This window comes from Thorsellia anophelis DSM 18579 (assembly GCF_900111395.1).
Lineage (GTDB): Bacteria > Pseudomonadota > Gammaproteobacteria > Enterobacterales > Thorselliaceae > Thorsellia > Thorsellia anophelis.
On record NZ_FOHV01000040.1, the window covers coordinates 1 to 22,565 of the forward strand.

The following is a 22,565-nucleotide window of genomic DNA, read 5'->3' on the forward strand; positions in this document are numbered from 1 at the left end:
TCTTGTGGTAGCAAAATACAATGAAATGGGTACAGAGCTTTTTCATAACGAAATGAAATTGAAAGAATTAAAATCTAAAGACCATGATTTTGTTGACATGGATGCACAATGGACAAAAACAAATACCCCACTCAGACTCATTCAATTTTATGATAGAAAAAGAAAGGGTAAAGGTTACCTAATTACGAATCTCGACAGGGGGCAATTTACAGGTGAAAAAGTCCTGTCCCTTTATGGTTTAAGATGACAAATTGAGCTATTTTTCAAAGAACTAAAATCTTTTTGTAGCCTAAAAAAAGTCAACACAGCAAATGCCAATATTGTTACAACGTTAATATGGGCGAGCATTTTAACTTTGATAATAAAACGTTATGTTGCCTTATCTGTAGGTATTTTATGGCAAACGGTTATTTCAACACAGAAAACTTGTAGGAGCAGCTTATGCTGGCTTCCCAAATTAATGAATTACCTTAATTCAGATGAGCAAGATATTAGTTTATTAGATGATATTTTTTCATTTATTTCGAAAAATTGTAGGAGATCTAATGCGAAGCGAGATAAAGAAACTGAGATGTTTACATCAGATCTGATCCCTTACTGCCAAATCAAATACTTAGGATTGGATTTGCACAAAAAACGAGCTTAAGAACTATCGTATGATCTCTCGATATATCACTATTTACCGATTTCAAGGCTAAGCCGCTTATTAAGTGACTTGCTAGGTGCCCAAATTAACCAAGGTACCATTGTTAATACCCTTAAAGATATGGCAGCTAAAGCTGAAATCACGCTTTATGAAGAGATTAAATGTGAAATAGCGAATGCAAATTCCATTAGCGCTGATGAAACTGGTATTAAAATTAATGGCGAGCGTGGTTGGTTTTTGTCTTCTAAACACCGACTGCTACTTTTATTAAATCGAGCCTTAAACGCGATTTTGATACAATTGAACAGACTTTTTTAGGTGGCTTTCCTGAATCAATTTATGTCACTGACTGTTTGCCAGCTCAGCTTAAAGTTAATGCTAAAAGGCATCGACTCTGTATCAAACATTTATTGCGTGAAACAGAAAACTTTATACAATCACTAAAATGCCCTTGGTAAGACAATGTGCAAACTTTCTTTTATATTTTACTTGAAGAAAATGCTAAGCTACAAGAGCAACAAGCGGTTATACCGATTGAGAGATATGAAAAAATAAAAGAAATTTTTCACAAGGTTTTATTGAAGGCTGTTCCTCTTGCTTCGCATTCGGAGGTGTTTGCTTTCGCACGCAGATTGGTTAAAAATCTTGACTCAATATTCCAATTTTTATTGTATCACGATGTGCCTCTTGATAATAATGCGTCAAATAGAGCAATCCGTAATGCAAAAGTTAAAATTAAAATATTGGGATTTTTTTCTTCTATAGATGGCGCACAATGATATGCAGTATTGCGCTCAGTCATTGACTCAAGCTTAAAAAAAACTGAGTGTGCTCAGGGAGCGATCAGACCTTGAACAAATAGATTGAATTTAATGAAATTTCATTGAGTTTTTGAGTGATTTATTATTAAGTCATCTTAATAAATTATATAAGGTGATAAAAATGAAATTAATAAAAATATTAGACACGCTTGAAGAAAATAGAAAAATAACAAACCAGAGATATCCAGTTAGAGAAATTGCATTTTTGGTCCTTGCTGGATTAATTTGTGGTTATTCTTCATGGACTTCTATTACCGAATTTGGTGAGTATAACCTCAAATAGCTTAGGAAATTCATGCCTTACAAGCAAGGTATTCCGACTCGATATAATGTTGCTAGAATTATTCGAATGATTAAGCCAGAATCACTAAATAATCTTTTAATTACATGGGCTAATGCCTATTCAAAAAAATCCAATGTAGCCCATTCGGATGAGAAAATTAATAGAATACGCTCTGTTTTTGCAATTGATGGGAAAGAGATTAAGGGCGTTAAAGCACCTATAGGTCGCTTGACATTTATGTTGTGAAGTTCTAAATGCTGTGACAGTTTTTGATATCGATAATGGCATTTCATGCAGTACAGAGATAAGGGCTGGTAAAGACCAAGAAATCCAGATGGTACTGAGGCCCTTAGAACACTCAATCTTAAAGAATGTCTCGTGACACTTGATGCGCTTCACTGTCAAACTGAAACCGTCAATGAAATTGTTAAAGGCAAAGGGATTGCACTTATCCAAGTTAAAGGCAATCAACGTAAATTGTATGAAGCAATAGATCAAGAATTTCAAACATTGTGTAATCAAGAGGAATCAGAGAAGCATGCATTAGTTCAGGATTACCGTGGTCATGACAGAATAGAGCAAAGTATTGACGCAAAGTTAAATAAAGATTTAAAAGAAAAGTGGCCACACAACTATTTTAATCTCTTTTGGATTGGATTTGGAAAATTGAAAACAACGGGTTAACTTAAAATGGTATTAGCTAAATGTATGGGTAATACTATGGATTTAGACTTACATAGCTAATTAAAGCTACATTGATGTAATGAACTCCTTCCCCTACAAAGACAAGATTAAACTACATACTTATCTTTGTTTTTAAAAGGAGAGACTCATGGAAAAGTTTAAACGCATCGGTATTGATTTAGCTAAAAATGATTTTCAAGTGTGCCCAGTTGATCATGCTGAAAAAAGAGTGATAAACAAAAAATTAAGACGTGCAGAAGTACTAAAATTTTTCAGTGACAGTGAACCCTGCCTGATTGGATTAGAAGCGTGTGGAACAGCTCACTATTGGGCTCGAGAATTGATAAAGTTAGGTCATAAAGTAAAATTGATAGCATCACAGAAAGTAAAAGTTTACGTGGTTGGTAATAAGAATGATATGCGTGATGCCGAGGCTATCTTGCTATTCATAAGATGAGACTAAATTACGTTAGAGCACGTACTTGTATTAATGTCATCAGAGGATTATTAAGTGAATTTGGATACCATGCAACTCAAGGAAGAGCGCATGCATATAAACTCATAAGCGAAACATTATCACCAGAATCACACATACCCGGCGTTTTAAAAGAAGCGCTTGCTGTTCAAAAGGCATGACTAGAACAACTGGATGAAAACAGTAAAAAGCTAGAAGTTTCAATTAATCAGCATGGTAGTGCAGATGAAAGAGTTAAGCAAATCCAAGTAATTGAAGGCATAGGGCCTATCACAGCATTAGCGCTGGTTGCTGTGATAGGTAATGGTATCTAATTCAACTCAGGTCGACAGTTTGCTGCGAATTTGGGATTAGTGCCTAAGCAACATTCATCAGGTGGAAAAGATAAACTTGGTGGTATCACCAAACGTGGTGATGTGTATATTAGAAATTTGCTAATCCAGGGTGCACGCGCAGTGCTTCGAATGATTGACAATAAAACGGGGCGCAAAGCAGATTGGTTAAATTCGCTACTAGTGCGAAAATCCTCAAATGTAGTAGCGGTCGCTTTGGCTAACAAAACGGCGAGGACGGTATGGGCTATTTTGCATAAAAGCACTGAGTATCGCTGTGAGATGACGATTGAGGAGGCCGCCTAAATGACGCGCGATAAAGCAAATGCTCCCGCAGGGTTCTTAGTCGTAGCAACCTTAGCAAGCTAAAGCCGCCACGACTAAGATAAAATTAAAAGAAGTGAAGTTTTTTGCGATAGAAAAGAAGTAAATATTAAAGACAATCCAACAGATTGCGCATAAAAAGATAAGATGATTAACTGGTCGAACCGACACGAGAGAAATCTGTTTAAGCCTAAGGCTCCCTAGAAATAAAGCCGTCACATTGATAAGGCCTCATGTGCGAATTTCATCCTGTGCTTAGGCTAAAGTGGCCTACAAAGAAGCCGAATATATAGAAGAATTCGAGTTTTGTTAAAAATCTCATTTTTTTCTTGCCAATAGGAAAAAAGTCCATATAGGGCTTATATTATTTAAAGTAAAATACTAAAGTAACAGGAAATCCATAAATTAAATGTATTAATCATAATTTAAATTTTATTCTTCCATGATGTTATTTTCAGTATGTGTTTATTTTGAATAAAATAATTCAGTAGGGAATTTTTACTTTTAATTAAGTTTGCTGCTATAGGAAGTTACATGAACATTTCTAATATTCAAAAACTAGCAATATTAATAGTATTGTTGGTTTTTATATCAATAATTTTTATTGCAATAATGGGAGTTAACATCCCAGTAAATTATCCTGAATTGATTGCTGGTAATATTTCATGGGGAGCAGCAACTAAAATACAAGATTTGCTAATAGTTCCTATTACTTTAACTATAACTGTAGGTGTTGGTTGGTGGTTAAATAATCTGTTTAAAAAAATAAATGCTTATGATGTAGGTGAAAGTGAAAAGATTGCTTTCCATTTAACAATATGGGGGGTGCCAACACTTTCAATACTTAGTTCTTTACTTCTTTATAAGAGTTTGGAGCTGCATTTTGTCTATATTTCTTTGATTGGAATGCTGTTTATTTTATTTTTTTCTAGGTATAACCTTAAAAAAAATTTTTTGTATGATATTGAAGTAATTTCTGCAGGTTTAATAGCTGTTTTCTTTTTTTCATTATACCCTTTAGTTGTATCTATGATTTATAATAAAAGTATATCAGATATCAATAATGAAAGTGTTAATATTTTTGAGGTGAAAAAAATCACTATAATTTTTTTTATTGTTAATATTGTAGTGTATTTTTATGGTTTGCTTTTTAAATATGAATTGCTTTTCAAGAATATTTCAAAATATATAACGGCTAGCCAAATTGCGTTAACTTTTCTGTTTGTAACATTATATCCAGCCAAACTAATGACAAAAGAAGGCCTTGTTGAGAGCTATAATCCAAATATATTTCTAGTTGTTTTTATTGTATTTTTAGTCCTTCTATCATCTGGTGACGTTTTATTAAGATATTTTAGGTACGGTAGAGCCGATTTTAATCCTAAAATATTTTCACCATTCGCAATTACAGCTTTAATTATTGCGATTAAATTTGGAAATACCTTAACTCCCAGTATTTCACCTGATGATTATCATTTTGGTGAAAATTTGATTGGTTCCTGGGCATATTTTAATGGTTATATTCCTTATGTTGATTTTATTCCTTCACATGGGTTGGTTTTTAATGATTTTTCAGGGGTAGTAAATTTTATATTTTATGATGGCACTGCTTCTAGTTTAAGAGAAGCTCAGAGATTGGCTTATGCCATATTACTAATAGTTGTAATCGTATCAATTTATATTTATACTAAAAGCTTGTTATTAAGCTCTTTAAGTGTTATGTATTTTAGTGGTCGAATATTTTGGCTTTTTTTAATTCCTTTCTTTACTGTTTGGTTTGATGGTAGGCTTCTCAAACAGAAAGTAAAGTGGACCATCATATGGTTAATTACTGCTCCAATTGCTATTTTAGGATTGCCACCACAGGCTATATTATTTGTAATTTCTTCTGCTGTTATACCATTCTTTTTTTTATTTGAAATTATAAAAAATAGAGATTGGATAACGCTTAAATATATTTCTTTAATAATTTTAATTATCTTTCCCCTGTTTTTTGTAACTACTGTTGGGGATATGCTTTTTTATGCGATTAAGTATGTCGTTCAAAATGGTTCGATAAATCAGATAGCTTATGGAATACCTTGGTATAATAGTTTTAATGCTGATGGAATTTTATTTGAACTAATAAGAATGAGTTGGATTACAGTACCCTTTGTTATGTTTTTTATATTATGTTATGCATACGAATATAAAAGTATTGAGGTTGAAAAACTGTTAAGTGTCAGTGCAGTCCTTATTTTTTCGTTATTATTAATTCCGTATACAATGGGAAGAATTGATGTGGGCTCTTTGTCTCGCCCTGGCACTGCTAGTGTATTTTTAATTTCTGGATTTATGCCTTTAGTTCTCTGGAGTCTTTTAAATGAAAATAAACGATTGTGGTTGATTGTTTGTGTTGTTTTTGTGTTGTCACTTATAAACATGAATTCAATGTCATTTGCTAGATTATTTCAATTAACTAACTCATTTATTTATGTTGGGGAGCTAAAGAAAAGTAAAGATGGATTACTTGATAACATAGGTCATGCTCAGGTTCAGGATGAACATTGGAAACGATTGAATAGCTTAGCTAAGCTACTTGATGAAAAGTTAAAACCTAACGAGAGTTATTTAGATTTAACATCAAGGAATGCTCAGTATTTTTATTTAGATCGACTTCCAGTAATACCAATTACAGCGCCATATAATATGCCGAGTTATAAGCAACAAATCGATACAATTGAAAAGCTCAAGGAGGATTTACCAAGAGTGGCATTACTTGAAGGGAGTAACATTATTCATGATGGTGGTGGATTGGCATTACGTAACTACTATTTATATCGATTTATTATTGAGAATTATGAGCCATTTATGATAGATAATTTTATAATAGGTCTGTCAAAAGAATCACTCATGAATAATGATTGGAAAGGTATGGATATCCCAAATGATAAACGTAGGAAAGAATTATTTGTAAAATCTTTCTCTAGAACTAATTTAGACATTAAAAAACTTCCAATTTCTTGGGGGAGATCAATTAATACTTTGTCTAATCAAATGGAACTAGTCATTAGTGATTTATACACAAAAAACTATAGTCTTAATCACCTTTCGGTTCAAGGATCAGGTTATTATAAAGTTACGGGAAAAAAACCATATATTACATTTGATTTATCTGATTATGAACTATCTGGAAAATCTGCAGGAATTTTAGTATTTGAATTTGAATGTATATCTCCTAAAAAAGAGGTCAAATTCCAAATTACTTGGTCTGATGATATGGATTCCAAAAACTCTGAACAAAATAAATTATTTTTTACAGCTGATGATGGTTTTCTAATAATTCCTTTAGATTCATCACCAAGATGGTATTTGCTTGAGAAAATTAAAAACTTAAATATAGAATTAATTACTCCACAGGAATGTGAATCATTTTTTATAAAGAACATATCCTTGCGAAAAAGATATTAGTATTTACTTTATTATCTTCATTGTAAGCCAAGTTTTTACACATTCGTAGATACTTAAGGTTAACTAATAATCAATTACTGACCAAGTTATTGTTTAGAATGTAAATTAATAGCTCTTAATAGCGTTCATTAAGTACCATATAAAATATCGGTTAAATTAGCATGATCTTGGCAGCTTAATACATGTAGTAATGCTCCTATAAGATTTGCATGGTGTAGTATTCGAGTTTCTGAGTGAACTTTACTTTGCGTGATAACTTAAGAATATGGCTAGGATTAAAAACTGCTTTAATTGTTTTAGTAAATGTGATAAATTATTTTTACAAGATATGCGCCTTTTTAAAGTGTTGAATCATAGCTCATATTTTCTAAAAAATCGAGCATTCCTTCAAGATTTGTATTTAATATTTACGCCAAAAACTGCATAAGTAGCACACAAAAACTACATGTAAAAATAAATAAAGCCAATAGCTTATAAGGTTATGCGAATGGAGTTTCCAGGGGGGTTCTGAATAAATGGATTGAATTTAACGCGATGCTCGACTTTTTTTGTTGCATAATTTTGAGGGAGATGGCATAACTTAGAACTAATTAAAAGACCAATCAAAATTAGGAGTAAAATTATGCTATCATTGTTAAATTATATCACCGAAACTTTTATTAAAATAGACGGTCACTCAAATTCCATACTGAAAGAATATGTAAATCCACTTCGAGCAAGAGGATTTAAATCAAAGCTTTCAGATAGTGAATTGTTCACTATTAAAATTATTGATGAATTATGTAGCATTGATAGTACAGTAGGGATTTGGATATATACCAAAAAACATTGGAGTGACTTATTCCGCTTCCCGCAGTCAGTTTGCCAAACAGTATCAAAACCTTTGGGTTGTTAAGCAAAAGATATTGGAAAAAATTAATTCGTCAGGATATTTATTTCATATTATTAACGGATTTCCAATCGCTGTTTGTTATAATAAACGCATTATTAATTGCAAATAGTGTAAGGAAAAGGCAGCTAGAGGTTACTGTGCCTCTAAAGAGCGGCACTATTATGGATTTAAGGGATATCTTGTTGTTAATCAAGATGGTGAAATTTTTAATTTTAATGTTACTCCCTCAAATATTGATGAAAGAGAGACAGATAGAGTTACTTGCAGGCAAAACGGGTCTTACATTAGGAGATAAAGGCTATTTAGCTAGAGAAATAGCAGGACAATGTGCTTAAATAGGTATTGCTATTGAAACGCTAGTTAGGAAAAACATGAGGGATAAACTTTCTAAAAATCTCAGAAATTTTTGAAATGATAAAAGAAGAGTGATTGAAAGCACAATTGGTCAACTGGCTGAAAACTTCAATATTGAAAGGACATTAGCAAGCACAATATTAAGTTTTACTAATAGATTAACCAGAAAAATATTATCACATAAACTGGCTATCTTGTTCAATAAGGAACAGGTTAGGCCTATTTTAAAGGTCTCAGTTTTAGCATTTTAAAAGTCGAGCATCGCGTCCCTAAGCTGAATGTTATCGTGATATTCCAAAAATTGGCTACGAATTTGTACAGTATAACTATTCACGTTTAGAAAAAATTTATGAGAGGATTACATTTCTAAATATCTAAAATGCAAGGTAAATTAATTCATGTCTCAAGATACTGTCTCTTTTTATTTCGATAGGTATTCTGAATAGTTTTACTACTTCTCGTCAGCGGGAAAGTCTAATTATTCTAGAGGAAAACATTTTAAATTTCTCTAGGATTTTCTTTTTTGTGTTTAACAGATGTTGCTAATTTTGAATGTAAATGTAAAGATACTTATAATCTTGGCAATTAAGGATTCATTCATAAATTCTTTGACGAACATTTAAAATTATAAAGTCATGTTTATTTGAGGTAAATCTGTGTAATTAGGGAGTGCGAATCAAAAATTAACTAGTATAAAATGACACACTTGTAAGTAATTGATTTTAAATTAAATACCATAAAGGAGAGGCATAGCCTCTTATAATTAGCTTGGAAAGGATATTATAAAAAGTAAATGTCATGTGAATATTGATTTTATCAGATAGCCAGTTAAATTTTCTATAGAACTTTTTTAACTCTGTCAATGGATGGTAGGCGTACAATATTATTTAATTCACACAAAAAAACTATGAATGAACTCTGTACTAGATGAAAAAAATAATATTTACTTTGCTTTAGAAAATTGTTGAAATTATGCCTACTGAAAAATAACAGAGGTAAAATAAATTTCTTAATTATCTTTTTAATAATAAATATATTATATGAAAATAATTTCGACAAAAATTCACGATGTGAAAATTATTCAACCAAAAGTTTTTGCTGATGATTGTGGTTTCTTCATAGAAACTTTCCAAGAAGAACGGTATCGTGAAATACTTAACATTGATTACAATTTTGTGCAAGATAATTATTAGCGTTCAGGAAAAAATGTCTTGCGTGGGTTGCATTTCCAAACGGCAAATGCGCAGGGTAAATTGGTAAGGGTTGTAAGAGGTACTGTATTTGATGTTGCTGTGGACATCCGCAAAGATTCACCTACATACGGTGCTTGGGATGGTTTAATATTATCAGAAGAGAATCAGTCTCAGCTTTGGATCCCGCCTGGTCTAGCCCATGGTTTTTTTGTACTAACAGATATTGCTGGCTTTGAATATAAAAGTACTGATTATTATAGGCCAAATAATGAAGGTTGTTTAATCTGGAATGATCCAACTGTGGATATCGATTTGCCTTTAAATGGTAATACTCCACTATTATCGGATAAAGATAAATTAGGCAAATTGTTTACAGTGTTTTAGAATATCAATCAGGGTAAGATCATACTAAATTATTAACTTCAAAGTACCAATACAATTAAGATGCTATTCTTTTAATTAATTCCATTTTTGTTTCTTGCTTATAATACGAAAAATAAAACAAGAGTCAGTTCATGGAATTCTTTTGAAATAGTGGGGTATTTAGGAAAGGTGATGATTTAAATTGTGATTTTACTTTAGAGTGATGCAATTATTTCAGGTGCACTATGTTGGAAAGATATCAAATAATTTAGTGTCGAAAAACTAGAACGGCTTAAACAATTTAGGTAATTTAAAAATGTATCCTAGCCGATGATAAGATTGCACGAGTGATTATGTTAATCAAACCATATGAATTTAATTAATGCTCTATCGATTAGGTAAATACAATTGAAAAGAAAATGATGAACCGTGTATTCGTATAATAAGCGCATAGCAGCCGTTAGTCGCATGACACTAATTGAGAGTCGAAAAGATCGAGACTCAGAGATATAATGCTAAGCGACTAAACTAAGCTGAGGGCTACACAATGAGCTACAATCACCTGAGTTTTGAAGAAAGGTATTGATGGTGACATACAGGCTAAACGAAAAGAAGTCTATAGGGTAGCTAAATTAACCTTTCAAGAGCGTTAGAACACTCGGGATACAAGAGACTGGGATTATGAAGACAAAATAGTATTTAACCCAGCTAAAGAAAATAAGGCAAATAGCAGTGAAAAAAACGGACAGGTCGCTTGACATCTATCGTTGAGCCTATTAAAGAAGTAGTACTAAGTATCACATTTGATAATGGCAAGGAGTTTACAGCGCGTGAAGTCATAGTAAGTATATTAGGATGTGAAACTTATTTTGCAAAGTCTTATAATTCTTGGGGAAGAGGACAAAATAAAAACGCAAATGGCCTTTTAAGGCAATACTTCCATAAATCGAGGCAACTGAATGATATTGAAGTAGTAGAAGTACTTGATGCTATTGATAAACTAAATAGTAGATCAAGAAAATATTTGGGTTCTAGAACGCCCTATGAAGCATTCTAGGAATTAACTGGCATAACCAGTGAAAAATTTTTGAGTGTTATGTACTTATGACTTAAATTCGTCACTTGGAGAAAATCATAAAGTGATAGCCAAATAACAAGTTATAATGGTGCTAATAATATTACGATTATAAGAAGCTTTTGTCTTATTTTTGCAAACTAGGCCATGAAAAAATAGCATGGATTGCAAAAAAATATTATTGTTAAAATGAGAAATTTATAACTTAAATTATCTTTAGGAAAAAATAAGACAAAAAAGTATCCGTTTGTACTGAATTTCAATAAGATAGATTTTATGAGTTAAGTGTTCCTAGATAGCAGGTTCCAACTTATTTTACCATAAGTTATTAGTTGAACAAAGAACGAATCGAGATAAATAAAATTTAACAATGGGCGGAATAATGAGAATTGTTTTAACTGGCTCCAATGGGCAACTAGGTCAAAGTTTATTAGATAGATTCCCTACACATTGGGGCGTTTTTGCGTTTGATTCATCGGAATTAAATATTACCGACTATAACAGCGTTCAAGATAAAGTTATTCATCTCAGCCCTGATGTGATAATTAATGCGGCTGCTTATACTGCGGTAGATAAAGCAGAAGATGAGCCTCAACTAGCAAAAAATGTGAATGTGATTGGCACGAAGAATCTTGCGCAATCCGCGAAGAGGGTAGGGGCTCGTTTTATTCACATCTCAACTGATTATGTCTTTGATGGCAAATCTGTTACGCCTTATTTAGAAACCGATACTACCAATCCTAAGTCGGTATATGGGCAGACAAAACTCGAGGGTGAATTAGTTGCACAGCAGATTTTGGACGATGTACTGATATTCAGAACTGCGTGGGTGTTTAGTGAGCATGGAAATAATTTTTATAAGACTATGTTGCGCCTGTTTGCAGAAAGAGATGTACTATCCGTCGTAGCAGATCAAATCGGTAAGCCAACTTATGCAGGGGATTTAGCTAATGCGATAATTCACTCTATTATTAAAGAAATCCCACCGGGCGTGTACCACTATTCGGGGGATAATGTGGTAAGTTGGTTTGAATTTGCTAAGTTTATCTACGAACAATTCAACAGTTTGTCCGGTAAACAAATAAAGCTCCAAGCAATAACGTCTAACGCTTATCCCCAAAAAGCAAAACGACCTAGTTACTCAGTATTAAATAATCAAAAAATTATTTCCTTTGGAGTATTAAGCTCTAATTGGCAGGATGCAGTAAAACGAATAATAAGGAATGATTATGATTAATATCAAGAGTAGCCAATTTTGGTTTAAACTCTGCAATGTAATATTTTTAATCAGTTTAGCTTTAACACCAATTCACACCAAAATATCTGGTGTAGCTTGGGTTTCTTTTTTTGTATTTTCACTGTTTATTATTAATAAGTGTCCTAATAGAAAACGAAAATATTCTGACAAAATTTTAGTTACAGCAATTAAGTATCTAATTTTTTTCTGTGCAATGTCTTTAGTGATAAGATGGGTTCCACAAATAGCTTTGGGAGAGTTTAATCAGGCATCTAATTTTTATATGCGAATTTTAGTGATTACCGTATTATCTTACTTTCTCTGTAAAAAAATCTATGCACATAATTATACGCTTTATTTGTTTAGATTTTTACCATACAGCTTATTATTTTTTGGTATCAGTGCACTTGCTATTACATTACCTTTCGGTGCATCGGCTAAATTTGGTACTCATCCCATTCCTTGGGCAGCTTCTATTTCAATATTAGTTGTTGTATTACATATTCATATGCTGAATCAAATTAGCAACAAGAATCCTAATAAAGTTTTTATCCTATTAGGCTGGTTAACTTCAATTGCGGTACTTGTTGCAATTTTATTGACCGGTAAAAGAGGTTCCTATTTTTACTTAGTTTGGTTAGTGTGTTATGGTGTCTATATGATTTATATATGGAATAATAGAGTTTTGACGATAAAATATACTTTAAAAATTTTGATCCCTCTGGTAATACTATTTGCAGGCAGCTGCTTTTTTTTCTATCAATTTTATTATGAAATATGGGAAAGAATACTTTTAGGTTATAATGAAATTATTTTTTACTTTAATAATCCAATTTTAGCCGCTAACACATCTGTTGGAGCAAGGCTTTATATGTGGCATAATTCAATACTTAATTTAGATGGTAATTTGTTATTCGGGTTAGGGATAGAGGGGACTGAAGCTATGATTAATAGATTTTCAGAAACAACAGGCGCACCTATGCTAAATGGGCTTAACCAACTTCATAACGAGTATCTGCAGGCATTGGTATCCTATGGGCTTTTAGGATTAATATCATTCATGCTTTTTCCATTAGGCTTATTGATAGTCGCTGCTAAATTACGCAAATATTATCCTAATACATCTTTTGGTTTATTAGGAGTGACATTCTTATTCTTAACTGCAAGCTTAACAAATACAAATACATACCATAACTATCTTGGTACTGTATTTAGTCTGGCAGTTGGTTTAATATTTATAGTTTCTAGACTTAATGATTCCTCTAAACAAGCAATGATTGATAGTAAAGAAGGTTAAAAGTGACTCTATTTAAATTTTATTTTTATTCTTTGGTTATTTTAATACTTTTTTTATTTAGTTATCAGTTCAATCTATTTAGAGCGAGTAGTAATGATTTTTATAAGAATCACCAAACCGATTCGGAAGCGCTGGTAGTTGGGAAACTTTTGCATACATCATTTGAAAATTATTTTTCAGATGGTGGGTTTATTGGATATATAAAACCTGACGGTGCTAAATTCATCGATAATGCCCACATGATTGATTATCAGTATGATAGTTTTTATAATGGGGGGATTGGTAATTTGGAATTAGAGCCTTACATGCAAAGTGCAGGCTTCCAAGGTTTTTTTTATACATCTATTATGAAAATATTGGAGCTGATTAATGTAAAGAATAATTTTAGTAAAATGTTTTTTATGAAATTAATAACTGTTTTATTGACTAGTATTTTATTGGTTATGTTTATACAATTTGTTTTAAAAGAATTTGGATTTTTAACAAGTTTAATAACGTTTTTGTTTTTTTTATTTTCTCAATGGTTAGTGGTTTTCTCTCATAATTTGTATTGGATGTTTTTTTTATTATTATCTCCGTTTATTATTGTTTTATCTTTTTATCGAAAAAACGAAGAAGGAAAAAAAATTAATTTATTCTGTTGCTTATTTGTATTTATTAGCATTTTATTAAAATCCCTAGCAGGGTATGAATATATCTCAACAATACTGATTTCTATAATCGTTCCACTTCTGTATTTTACAAAGAAAAACAATTGGGGAGTAAAACGATTTGTCGTGCATTCAATTGCAATTGGTGCTAGTGGTTTGATTGGTTTTTTAGTTGCAATTATCTTTCATGTCGTTCAACTTAAATTTTATTTATCATCATGGCAGGCTGCAATTTCACATATTATTTTTACGATTGCAAAAAGGACATATGGGGAACCGTCAAAACTTCCAGAGGTTTATCGTGAGTCTCTTGAAGGGAGTTTATTAACAGTTTTTAAATTTTATTCTAAGAGTAAAATATTTGATCTATCCCAGTTAATTGGATTTAATTTTCAAATTAGATTTTTTATGATATTAATATTATTATTATTTTTAAGTCGATTTGTATTAAGAAAGATAAGGGAAAATGATTTGAACTTCTTAGGAGAACGTAAAAATCAACTTTATGCATTAGTCTATACTACTTGGTTTTCAATGTTAGCACCTATTTCATGGTATGTTTTAGCTAAAGGTCATTCGTATGTGCATACTAGTATTAATCATGTACTTTGGTATTTACCATTTTTATTATTTGGCTTTACATTGATTTCTTTTTGTATAAATTACAAAGTAAGTTATTATTTTTCTAGGCGTATTAATTCACATCCCATATCAACTTAAATTAAACAATTATTATGAATGATTTTAACTCAAATAAATGTGAACGTTAACTTTATGACTTTTATTGATTTAAGTGTGGGTTTAAATAGTTGTAAAATAGCACCTGTTTTTTGTTAGGTGCTATTAAAATAATTATAAGGATGAGTAATTTGAAACATGCATTAATTGGTTATACTGGTTTTGTAGGCTCAACGTTAATGAAGCAGTTTAATTTTACTGATTTTTATCGTTCCACGAATATTAGTGATATAAGATCCCATTCATTTGATACTGTTGTTTGCGCAGGCGCACCAGCACAAAAATGGCTTGCAAATAAAGAACCGTCTGCGGATTTGATGAAAATCAATCAATTGATTGAAAATATTAAACAAATAAATGCTAAGAGATTTATTTTAATCAGTACTGTTGATGTATTCAAGAAACCTCAAAATGTGGATGAAGATACAGTAATTGATGAAGAAGGTTTGCATCCTTATGGCTTACATAGAAGATTATTGGAAAAATTTGTGGAGTCTCATTTTGAAAATCATTTGATTGTAAGGTTACCCGGATTAGTTGGACCTGGACTTAAGAAAAATATTATTTTTGATTTTTTAAATGGTAATAATCTGGAATCAATTGATTGCCGTTCTGTTTTTCAATTTTATCCAATGGTTAATTTATGGTCTGATATCCAAATCGCATTAGAAGGTAAATTGCGTTTAATTCATTTAACGAGTGAACCAGTGCGTGTATCTGATATTGCTAGTGAATGTTTCAATTTTTCTTTCAATAATGTTCCATCAGAGCTATCCAGTGCATCGCAATATGATTTACAAACAAAGTATTCAAAATTATTTAATACTAGTGGACAATATCAATATGTCAAAAGAGAAATTATGACGATTATCAGAGCTTATGCACAATCAGAGAGCTTATCTTTAAATTAATAACGGTATATTATCATGCGTTTGAGTATTTCAAATTTAGCATGGGATATTGTTGAAGATATCCAGATTGCTGATTTATTGGAAAGTCATAATATTGATGCAATTGATATTGCACCAGGAAAATATTTTAATGATTTTTCAACAGTGTCAGTAAAAGAGATTTTAAGTATAAAGGAACAGTGGTTAAGGCGCGGTGTTGAAATAGTTGGTATGCAAGCGTTGTTATTTGGGACTGTTGGACTTAATTTATTTAGTGATGAAGAAACACAAAAGTTAATGCTTAAGCACTTAGCCAATGTATGCCGCATTGGTGGAATACTTGGTGCTCGACGGCTGGTATTTGGATCTCCAAAAAATAGGGATAGAGGCAATTTATCAGATGAAGAAGCTCTAGAAATAGCAAAAAAATTTTTCAATCAATTAGGAAATATTGCTGAACAGGAAGGGGTAATTATTTGTTTGGAGCCCAATCCTATTTGTTATGGTGCTAATTTTATGACCACTCATCAAGAAACAATTAATATTGTGAAACTAATCAATCATGATTCGATTAAGATGCAATTAGATATTGGAGCTGTAAAAATTAATCAGGAAGAATTGGGCCTTATACTGTCTAATCATGCACATAATATTGGACATATTCATGCCAGTGAACCTAACCTTGTACCATTTGGAGATTATTTGACTGATAATAACTTCCAAATATATGGTCTAATAAAAAAATATTTATCTGATCATATTGTTACTATTGAAATGCTTCAGACGGAAAATGAACCTCATTTAGAATCAATTAATCGTGCTATTATTGCAGCGAAAAATTTATTTTTGCCTAGGAATGTGTTATGAAATGGATAATCCTTGTTTTAGGTATTTTAACGAATGCATCAGCGAGTGTGTTGATTAAAATGGCATTAGGTCCATCAAGCAAGCCTATTTCACTAGCTAAACCTATGCTTATTGCAACTAATTGGCAATTGCTACTAGGAGTATTGTTATATGGAATTGCGTTTATTCTTTATGTTATTGCATTGGCTAAATTCCCATTAAATATAGCTCATCCAGTGTTAACTGCAGGCGCACTAGCAAGTGTTGCTCTTTGTTCTTTTTTTATTTTTAAAGAGACATTTTATTGGTCAACTTTACTAGGATTAATGCTTATTATATTTGGCGTACTTTTAATTACTTTTCGGGCAGCGTAACTAATGAACAAACAAACTTTCTCATTTGATCCAACTTGGCAAGTCCCAGATTTTGAAATTAAACATTGGGGTGGGAAGCAAAAGTTATACTGTGTTATTATCCCAGTTATCAATGAAGGAACTCGAATCACTGACTTATTAAAAAAAATGAAATTAAACAACATTGCTAATATTGCGGATATTATTATTGTTGACGGGGGGAGTAGTGATAATTCATTAATAGTGGACAAACTTCTAGAATTAGATGTTCAAGGATTATTATTGAAAACGGGGGCGGGAAAATTAAGTGCTCAATTACGTTGTGCGTATGCGTTTGCATTGAAATATGAATATCGCGGAATTGTGACAATTGACGGTAATAACAAAGATGATCCAGTAGCAATAATTGATTTTATTAATGCATTAGAGCGTGGATATGATTTTGTTCAGGCGTCTAGATTTATTAAAGGTGGTGTTGCAGTGAATACTCCAAAATCTAGAGATTTTGCTATTAAATATATTCATGCCCCTATGCTAAGTTTTTTTTCTGGGTTTAAATGGACTGATACTACTCAAGGATTTAGAGCATATAGCAGCATTATGCTTTCGGATAAGGATATAGGGATATTTAGAAATGTATTTGATTCATATGAATTGTTAGCTTATTTATCTTACCGAGTACCAAAGCTTGGATTTAAATGTATAGAGCTACCTACCACAAGAATATACCCTAAAGGTGAAATTCCGACAAAAATCAGTAGTTTTAGAGGAAATTTTACTGTTTTTAAAACTCTAATCAGCGCCTGTTTCGGCAGGTTTAATCCAAATTAATTTGTTTACTTGTTGTATTGCAATCGTATTTAGTTGAGGTTCTAAATTTATGAGTACTTACCCAATTTTTTTATCTGTAGTATTTGTTGTACGTAATCAATCACATTTAATTAAAGAAACATTATTACTAGCGAAAGATACCATAGCCTCAATTGTTAGTGATTATGAATTTATTATTGTTGATAATGCTTCTAATGACAATACATTAAATTTGATGCAAGACCTAACAAGCGAAGCAGGAATGCATAATTTACAGATTTATGGATTAACTAAAGAAGTCGATTCTGATACCGCAGCTTGGGCCGGATTAGAGAATGCTTTAGGTGATTATGTTGCAGTTATCGATCCACTACTAGATGATATAAGTGTTATTCCTAGGATGATAGAAAATGCTTTAAATGGCTCTGATATCGTATTTGCACATAATTTAACTAAACCAACACAATCATTATTGTATAAATTTGCCTCTACAGTTTTTAATCGTACTTATAAATTAATAAATGGAATACATTTAGCCAAAGAGGCACCTTATTTTCGACTATTAAATAAATCGGTTATAAATTTTATTTTGCAACATTCACAACCATCAGTTATTTATAGAACTTTACCAGCTGTGAGTGGCTTTAAACTATATCATTTAGACTACAATTCTCCGATTAGGATGACAGAAAAAAAGAAGATTTCTGAAAGTATTGATAATGGTATGCGATTACTTATTTCAAATAGTCGGACGCCTATGAGAATGGTCACTGTCTCATTAATGTTCAGTGCAATCGCTAATCTTATTTACTCTGTTTATGTTGTTGCAGTTGCTCTTTTTAAATCAGATGTTGCGCCAGGATGGGTCAGTTTATCACTACAACAATCAGGTATGTTTTTTTTCTTGTCCTTAGTTTTATTGGTTATTGGGGAGTATATCCTTAATATGGTGAATATTGCAGGAAATGCTCCGCTCTACCATATAGGGAAAGAATTTACCAGTGCAAAGATGTCACGATTAGAAAAACTAAATATTGAAATTGTTGATAGTTCTTTAACGCGCCAACAACAAGGAAATTCGGAAAGTGACTAATTCTGTTGTGTATGATGCAATTATTATTGGTGGTGGGTTTTATGGTGCTTCCATAGCAATTTATTTGGCGCAGCAACATAAATTTAAAAAAATTCTCATTATTGAACGGGAAAATAGCTTATTACAACGAGCATCGTATACAAATCAAGCTCGAGTTCATAACGGTTACCATTACCCTAGGAGTTTTACAACTGCATATCGTAGCAGAATTAATTTACCACGATTTATTACTGATTGGCCAGAAGCAGTAAAAATAGATTTTGATAAAGTATACGCAATTGCTCGGAGAAACTCGAAAGTTACGGCAAAACAATTCGAAAGATTTTGCTACCAAATAGGCGCTGAAATCACTCCAGCAAGAGATAGTATTAAAAAAATGTTTAATTCAAATTTAATAGAAAATGTTTTTTCTGTAAAGGAATATGCATTTGATACAACTGAATTAGCTATGTGGGCAGCTCAAAAAATAAATAAATATGAAATTGAGTGTCTCTATCGTTCAACGGCTACTTCAGTTAGTCTTAGAACGGATAAATTACTTGAAGTAATCTACTCTAGGCAAAAAGACTTAAATCAAAATCACCAAGTCATTGCAAAACGTGTTTTTAACTGTACTTACAGTGGGATTAATCAGATTTTTAGTTATGAAATGGGCGTATCTGCTGAGATTAAACATGAAATAACAGAAATGGCACTGATTAAAATGCCCGAATGTTTAGTTAATCTTGGCATAACTGTTATGGATGGTCCTTTTTTTTCAACCATGCCATTTCCAGCTAGGAACTTACATACGCTTTCACATGTCAGATATACACCACATTTAAACTGGATAGACGATAAAACTGTTAATCCATATCATAAACTAGCTGAATATCATTGTCAGACACGTTTTGATCGAATGATAAGGGATGTTGCACGTTATGTTCCTGCAATCAGCCTAGCTCAATATGTTGATTCGCTATTTGAGGTTAAGACAATATTAATGAAAAATGAAGGTGACGATGGGCGACCTATTCTTTTTGAAACACACGAAAATTTACCAGGAATGTATTCGGTTATTGGTGGCAAAATTGATAATATTTATGATGTTTTGGAAAAGTTAGATCAGATTATAATTTAAATGAGAATAGCATTTCGAAATGGAAATTAAACTACTAATGATAGTTTTAACTTACTTGTATTAAAAAGGCAACCGTTTGTTTTGAGAATTTTATTTGAAGCTTACTTAGGTAGCTTTAATCTTAAATGAAAAATTTGATAAGCAATGGTTTTTATTGTGATTAGATGAGTTTAATGGGTTTTATCCTATGAGAAAAATAAATCTTGGTTTCTTGAATTGTGGTTTCTTTTTGAGATTTAAAATATTCGGACTGCTTATAATTTTAATACTTTTTTCTATTTCACTATTAATTAGAATAAATCATTTTAATAATGTAACTGGTTCTCAAAATTTAGAAGCGACTTACCACGCTTTATTAACAATTCGGGCGATTGATGAAAACCCATTAGAAAATCATTGGTTTTTACCAACGGTGAGTTTGTCATCTGCTCTAGATAAAAATATATCATGGGGTGCTACTGTTCCTACTAAAACAGGTGATTATATATATACAAGTTTTACGCCACCAGGATTTATTGTTCCATATTTATTTTTCAAGTCCTTTAATGTTGCTATATCTGAAAAGAATATCGCGCTGTTTAATGTCATGATAAGTATATTAGTATCTATTATACTATATTTATTATTAATTGAAATTCTTCAAAACACAGGATATAGTGGGCGTGTAAGTATGTTAGGAGCAATTTTTGGAACTATAGTTTCAATTTTTAGTAGAGAAGTGCTTCAATCTCATGGTTTGGTTTATTGGCCGCATAGCCTATTTCAGCTTTTATTTGTTTCATCTTTATTTGCTTTATTTAAGTTTATAAATAAAGCTCAAAATTCAAATACTATCAAAAGTGGATATCTTTTTTTACTTGTTGTACTTATCTTTTTATGTGCTTGGACTGAGTGGACAGGCTATGTTTTTGGAATGGGATTAGTAATTTTTTTTTGGTTTGGTTTTTTTCTTGAAAGAAGATATAAAGAAGTTTCAATTTTATTGATATTGGCCCTCTTCTCTGCTGGAATAATTACTATTTTTCATTATGGACTAGTCATTGGTTTTGAGCCTATGGTAAAAGCCTTTATAAATCGATTTTTTGCTCGTAGTTCGACTAATGGTAATTTTTTAAGTTTGATGTATGGATATATTCTTTCTTTTGGCATTTTCCTTTTATTGGCTTTTTGGGGTTTAATTGTATATTTCTGGAGAGGAAATACTAATGATTCAAATAGTATTAATAGCAAAAAAAGTATTTTTTTATTTTTTGTTGCAAGTATTCCATTATTAGAAAATTTGATTATGTTGCAGCATGCATCTGTATTTTCATTTGATCGTTTAAAATTATTATTTCCACTTGCTATAATATTTGCAATTTCTTTTGCTAGATTTTCTAATTATTTAAGATTAGTTTTTTTTGTGTTACTTCTATTTGCATCAATTCAGGGATACACATCTTATATATCAGATCTTGAGAAATACGCTAAATGGTCGGATGTTGATTTTAAAAATAAATTGCTTTCTAATGCATTAAATAAATCAATAAATATTGATTGTTCTGTTCTACTATCAAATTCTGTTGTCAGAGGTTATGATAATTTATTATTTAATCGAGGTATTTATGAACATAAAACCCTTGTTGATTCATTGGGATTAATTAAAAAAACAGGAGCTTGTAATGCTATTTATTTTGACCGAACTAGTGCCTTTACTGATTTGATGAAATACCAAAATGCAGTTGTTACAAACAAGGGTGGTAGCAGTTTTTCTCTTGAATTTATTGATATGAAAAATATTAATATAAATTTTTTTCTTAGTGATTTAAATTGGAATAATGGTATATCTAAAAAATGGCCAGGTTTCTTAGTGCCAAATACAGCAGATTTGAAATCTCAGCTATTATCTAGTGATGATATTATTTTTCAGGATGGTGATATTAGAAAAATTTTGGGAGTTACCGCGGTAGGAAATTATTTACATGTTCACGTTGATGGAACCCTTCTAGATTATGATAAAGTTGGACTACCGACTACTTATATTTTACGTAAAAATTCACACTGATTTTATAATCAACCAAAATGCATTTTTTAAAAGTGGCGAATTCAAGTCATAAGTGCATAGCCCGCGAACCCCTTTTCAATTAGTAAACGGAAAGTACTAGAGGCTTGGCAACGTGTAAAAGCGAATAAAGGTTCAGCAGGTATCGATAAAGTGAGCATTGATGCCTATGAGCAAAATCTGGGGAAGAATTTATATAAAATTTGGAACCGACTCAGTTCAGGAACCTATTTTCCACCACCAGTAAAGCGTGTTGAGATACCAAAATCTGATGGCAAGACGATAAATGTCAAGCGACCTGTCCGATTTTTTTACTGCTATTTGCATCATTGTCTTTGACTGGGTTAAATACTATTTTGTCTTCATAATCCCAGTCTCTTGTATCCCGAGTGTTCCAACGCTCTGGAAAGGTTAATTTAGCAACCCTATAGACTTCTTTTCGTTTAGCCAGTATGTCACCATCAATACCTTGGTGGCGCTGAGCAGGCGTCACGTATTTAATGCCACTGTGTCTATGTTCATTGTTGTACCAATAAACAAAACTGAGTACCCATTCTCTTGCTTCCTCTATATCTTTAAATCCTTGTCGAGGGTATTG

At 31.7% G+C, this 22,565-nt stretch carries 17 protein-coding genes and 5 pseudogenes; 21 read left to right on the forward strand and 1 reads right to left on the reverse strand.

Translation table 11 applies throughout. From position 1 onward, the window contains the following. The 21 genes and pseudogenes from BMW37_RS15195 to BMW37_RS13725 form a co-directional block, all read left to right on the forward strand. Positions 1-247 (forward strand): hypothetical protein (locus tag BMW37_RS15195; protein ID WP_425441747.1); only part of this gene is annotated, 247 nt, incomplete at its 5' end. A 438-nt stretch (positions 248-685) separates the two neighbouring features. After that, entirely contained in the window at positions 686-964 is a 279-nt protein-coding gene (locus BMW37_RS13625; protein ID WP_483887623.1) for an IS66 family transposase, read from the forward strand. 146 nt (positions 965-1,110) lie between these two features. Further along, positions 1,111-1,425: an IS66 family transposase gene (locus BMW37_RS13630; protein ID WP_093322251.1), complete on the forward strand. Its 315-nt coding sequence runs from the start codon at positions 1,111-1,113 to the stop codon at positions 1,423-1,425. 163 nt (positions 1,426-1,588) lie between these two features. Next, on the forward strand, positions 1,589-1,750 hold the full coding sequence (locus BMW37_RS13635) for a transposase family protein (RefSeq protein ID WP_093322254.1): 162 nt from the start codon (positions 1,589-1,591) through the stop codon (positions 1,748-1,750). 12 nt (positions 1,751-1,762) lie between these two features. Then, a complete protein-coding gene (locus BMW37_RS13640; protein ID WP_093322256.1) occupies positions 1,763-1,996 on the forward strand; it encodes a hypothetical protein in 234 nt (77 codons plus the stop codon). A 108-nt stretch (positions 1,997-2,104) separates the two neighbouring features. Continuing rightward, a pseudogene (locus BMW37_RS13645) lies at positions 2,105-2,434 on the forward strand (ISAs1 family transposase); the annotation flags it as partial. A 148-nt stretch (positions 2,435-2,582) separates the two neighbouring features. Further along, a pseudogene (locus BMW37_RS13650) lies at positions 2,583-3,547 on the forward strand (IS110 family RNA-guided transposase). Positions 3,548-4,099: 552 nt separating this feature from the next. Next, complete coding sequence (locus BMW37_RS13655; RefSeq protein WP_093322262.1) at positions 4,100-7,015, forward strand: hypothetical protein; 2,916 nt, start codon at positions 4,100-4,102, stop codon at positions 7,013-7,015. Positions 7,016-7,637: 622 nt separating this feature from the next. Continuing rightward, positions 7,638-8,512, forward strand: a pseudogene (locus BMW37_RS16015) (IS982 family transposase). Between the two features lie 789 nt (positions 8,513-9,301). Then, positions 9,302-9,838, forward strand: a pseudogene (rfbC, locus tag BMW37_RS13670) (dTDP-4-dehydrorhamnose 3,5-epimerase). Positions 9,839-10,571: 733 nt separating this feature from the next. After that, on the forward strand, positions 10,572-10,874 hold the full coding sequence (locus tag BMW37_RS13675; protein ID WP_093322267.1) for an IS30 family transposase: 303 nt from the start codon (positions 10,572-10,574) through the stop codon (positions 10,872-10,874). 400 nt (positions 10,875-11,274) lie between these two features. Then, the gene (rfbD, locus tag BMW37_RS13680) at positions 11,275-12,129 is read left to right on the forward strand and encodes a dTDP-4-dehydrorhamnose reductase (RefSeq protein WP_093322269.1); all 855 of its coding nucleotides are present in this window, start codon (positions 11,275-11,277) and stop codon (positions 12,127-12,129) included. Further along, complete coding sequence (locus tag BMW37_RS13685) at positions 12,122-13,426, forward strand: O-antigen ligase family protein (protein WP_177168677.1); 1,305 nt, start codon at positions 12,122-12,124, stop codon at positions 13,424-13,426. Before rfbD ends, BMW37_RS13685 begins: the two co-directional genes overlap by 8 nt. A gap of 149 nt (positions 13,427-13,575) precedes the next feature. After that, positions 13,576-14,796: a hypothetical protein gene (locus tag BMW37_RS13690; protein ID WP_143047667.1), complete on the forward strand. Its 1,221-nt coding sequence runs from the start codon at positions 13,576-13,578 to the stop codon at positions 14,794-14,796. A gap of 149 nt (positions 14,797-14,945) precedes the next feature. After that, positions 14,946-15,725, forward strand: a complete 780-nt coding sequence (locus tag BMW37_RS13695; RefSeq protein WP_245711078.1) for an NAD-dependent epimerase/dehydratase family protein — start codon at positions 14,946-14,948, stop codon at positions 15,723-15,725. A 15-nt stretch (positions 15,726-15,740) separates the two neighbouring features. After that, on the forward strand, positions 15,741-16,571 hold the full coding sequence (locus BMW37_RS13700) for a sugar phosphate isomerase/epimerase family protein (RefSeq protein ID WP_093322280.1): 831 nt from the start codon (positions 15,741-15,743) through the stop codon (positions 16,569-16,571). Then, positions 16,568-16,924 carry a DMT family transporter gene (locus BMW37_RS13705; protein ID WP_093322282.1) on the forward strand — a complete coding sequence of 119 codons (357 nt, stop codon included), beginning with the start codon at positions 16,568-16,570 and terminating at the stop codon, positions 16,922-16,924. Before BMW37_RS13700 ends, BMW37_RS13705 begins: the two co-directional genes overlap by 4 nt. Before the next feature lie 3 nt (positions 16,925-16,927). Beyond that, complete coding sequence (locus BMW37_RS13710) at positions 16,928-17,734, forward strand: glycosyltransferase family 2 protein (RefSeq protein ID WP_093322284.1); 807 nt, start codon at positions 16,928-16,930, stop codon at positions 17,732-17,734. A gap of 49 nt (positions 17,735-17,783) precedes the next feature. Beyond that, a complete protein-coding gene (locus tag BMW37_RS13715) occupies positions 17,784-18,806 on the forward strand; it encodes a glycosyltransferase (protein WP_093322286.1) in 1,023 nt (340 codons plus the stop codon). After that, a complete protein-coding gene (locus BMW37_RS13720; protein WP_218139536.1) occupies positions 18,799-19,926 on the forward strand; it encodes an FAD-dependent oxidoreductase in 1,128 nt (375 codons plus the stop codon). The genes BMW37_RS13715 and BMW37_RS13720 overlap by 8 nt, the downstream gene beginning before the upstream one ends. A gap of 187 nt (positions 19,927-20,113) precedes the next feature. Beyond that, positions 20,114-21,970: a hypothetical protein gene (locus BMW37_RS13725; RefSeq protein ID WP_093322289.1), complete on the forward strand. Its 1,857-nt coding sequence runs from the start codon at positions 20,114-20,116 to the stop codon at positions 21,968-21,970. 423 nt (positions 21,971-22,393) lie between these two features. On the opposite strand, the pseudogene BMW37_RS13735 reads toward BMW37_RS13725, so the two are convergent. Then, positions 22,394-22,565: pseudogene (locus BMW37_RS13735) on the reverse strand (integrase core domain-containing protein); the annotation flags it as partial.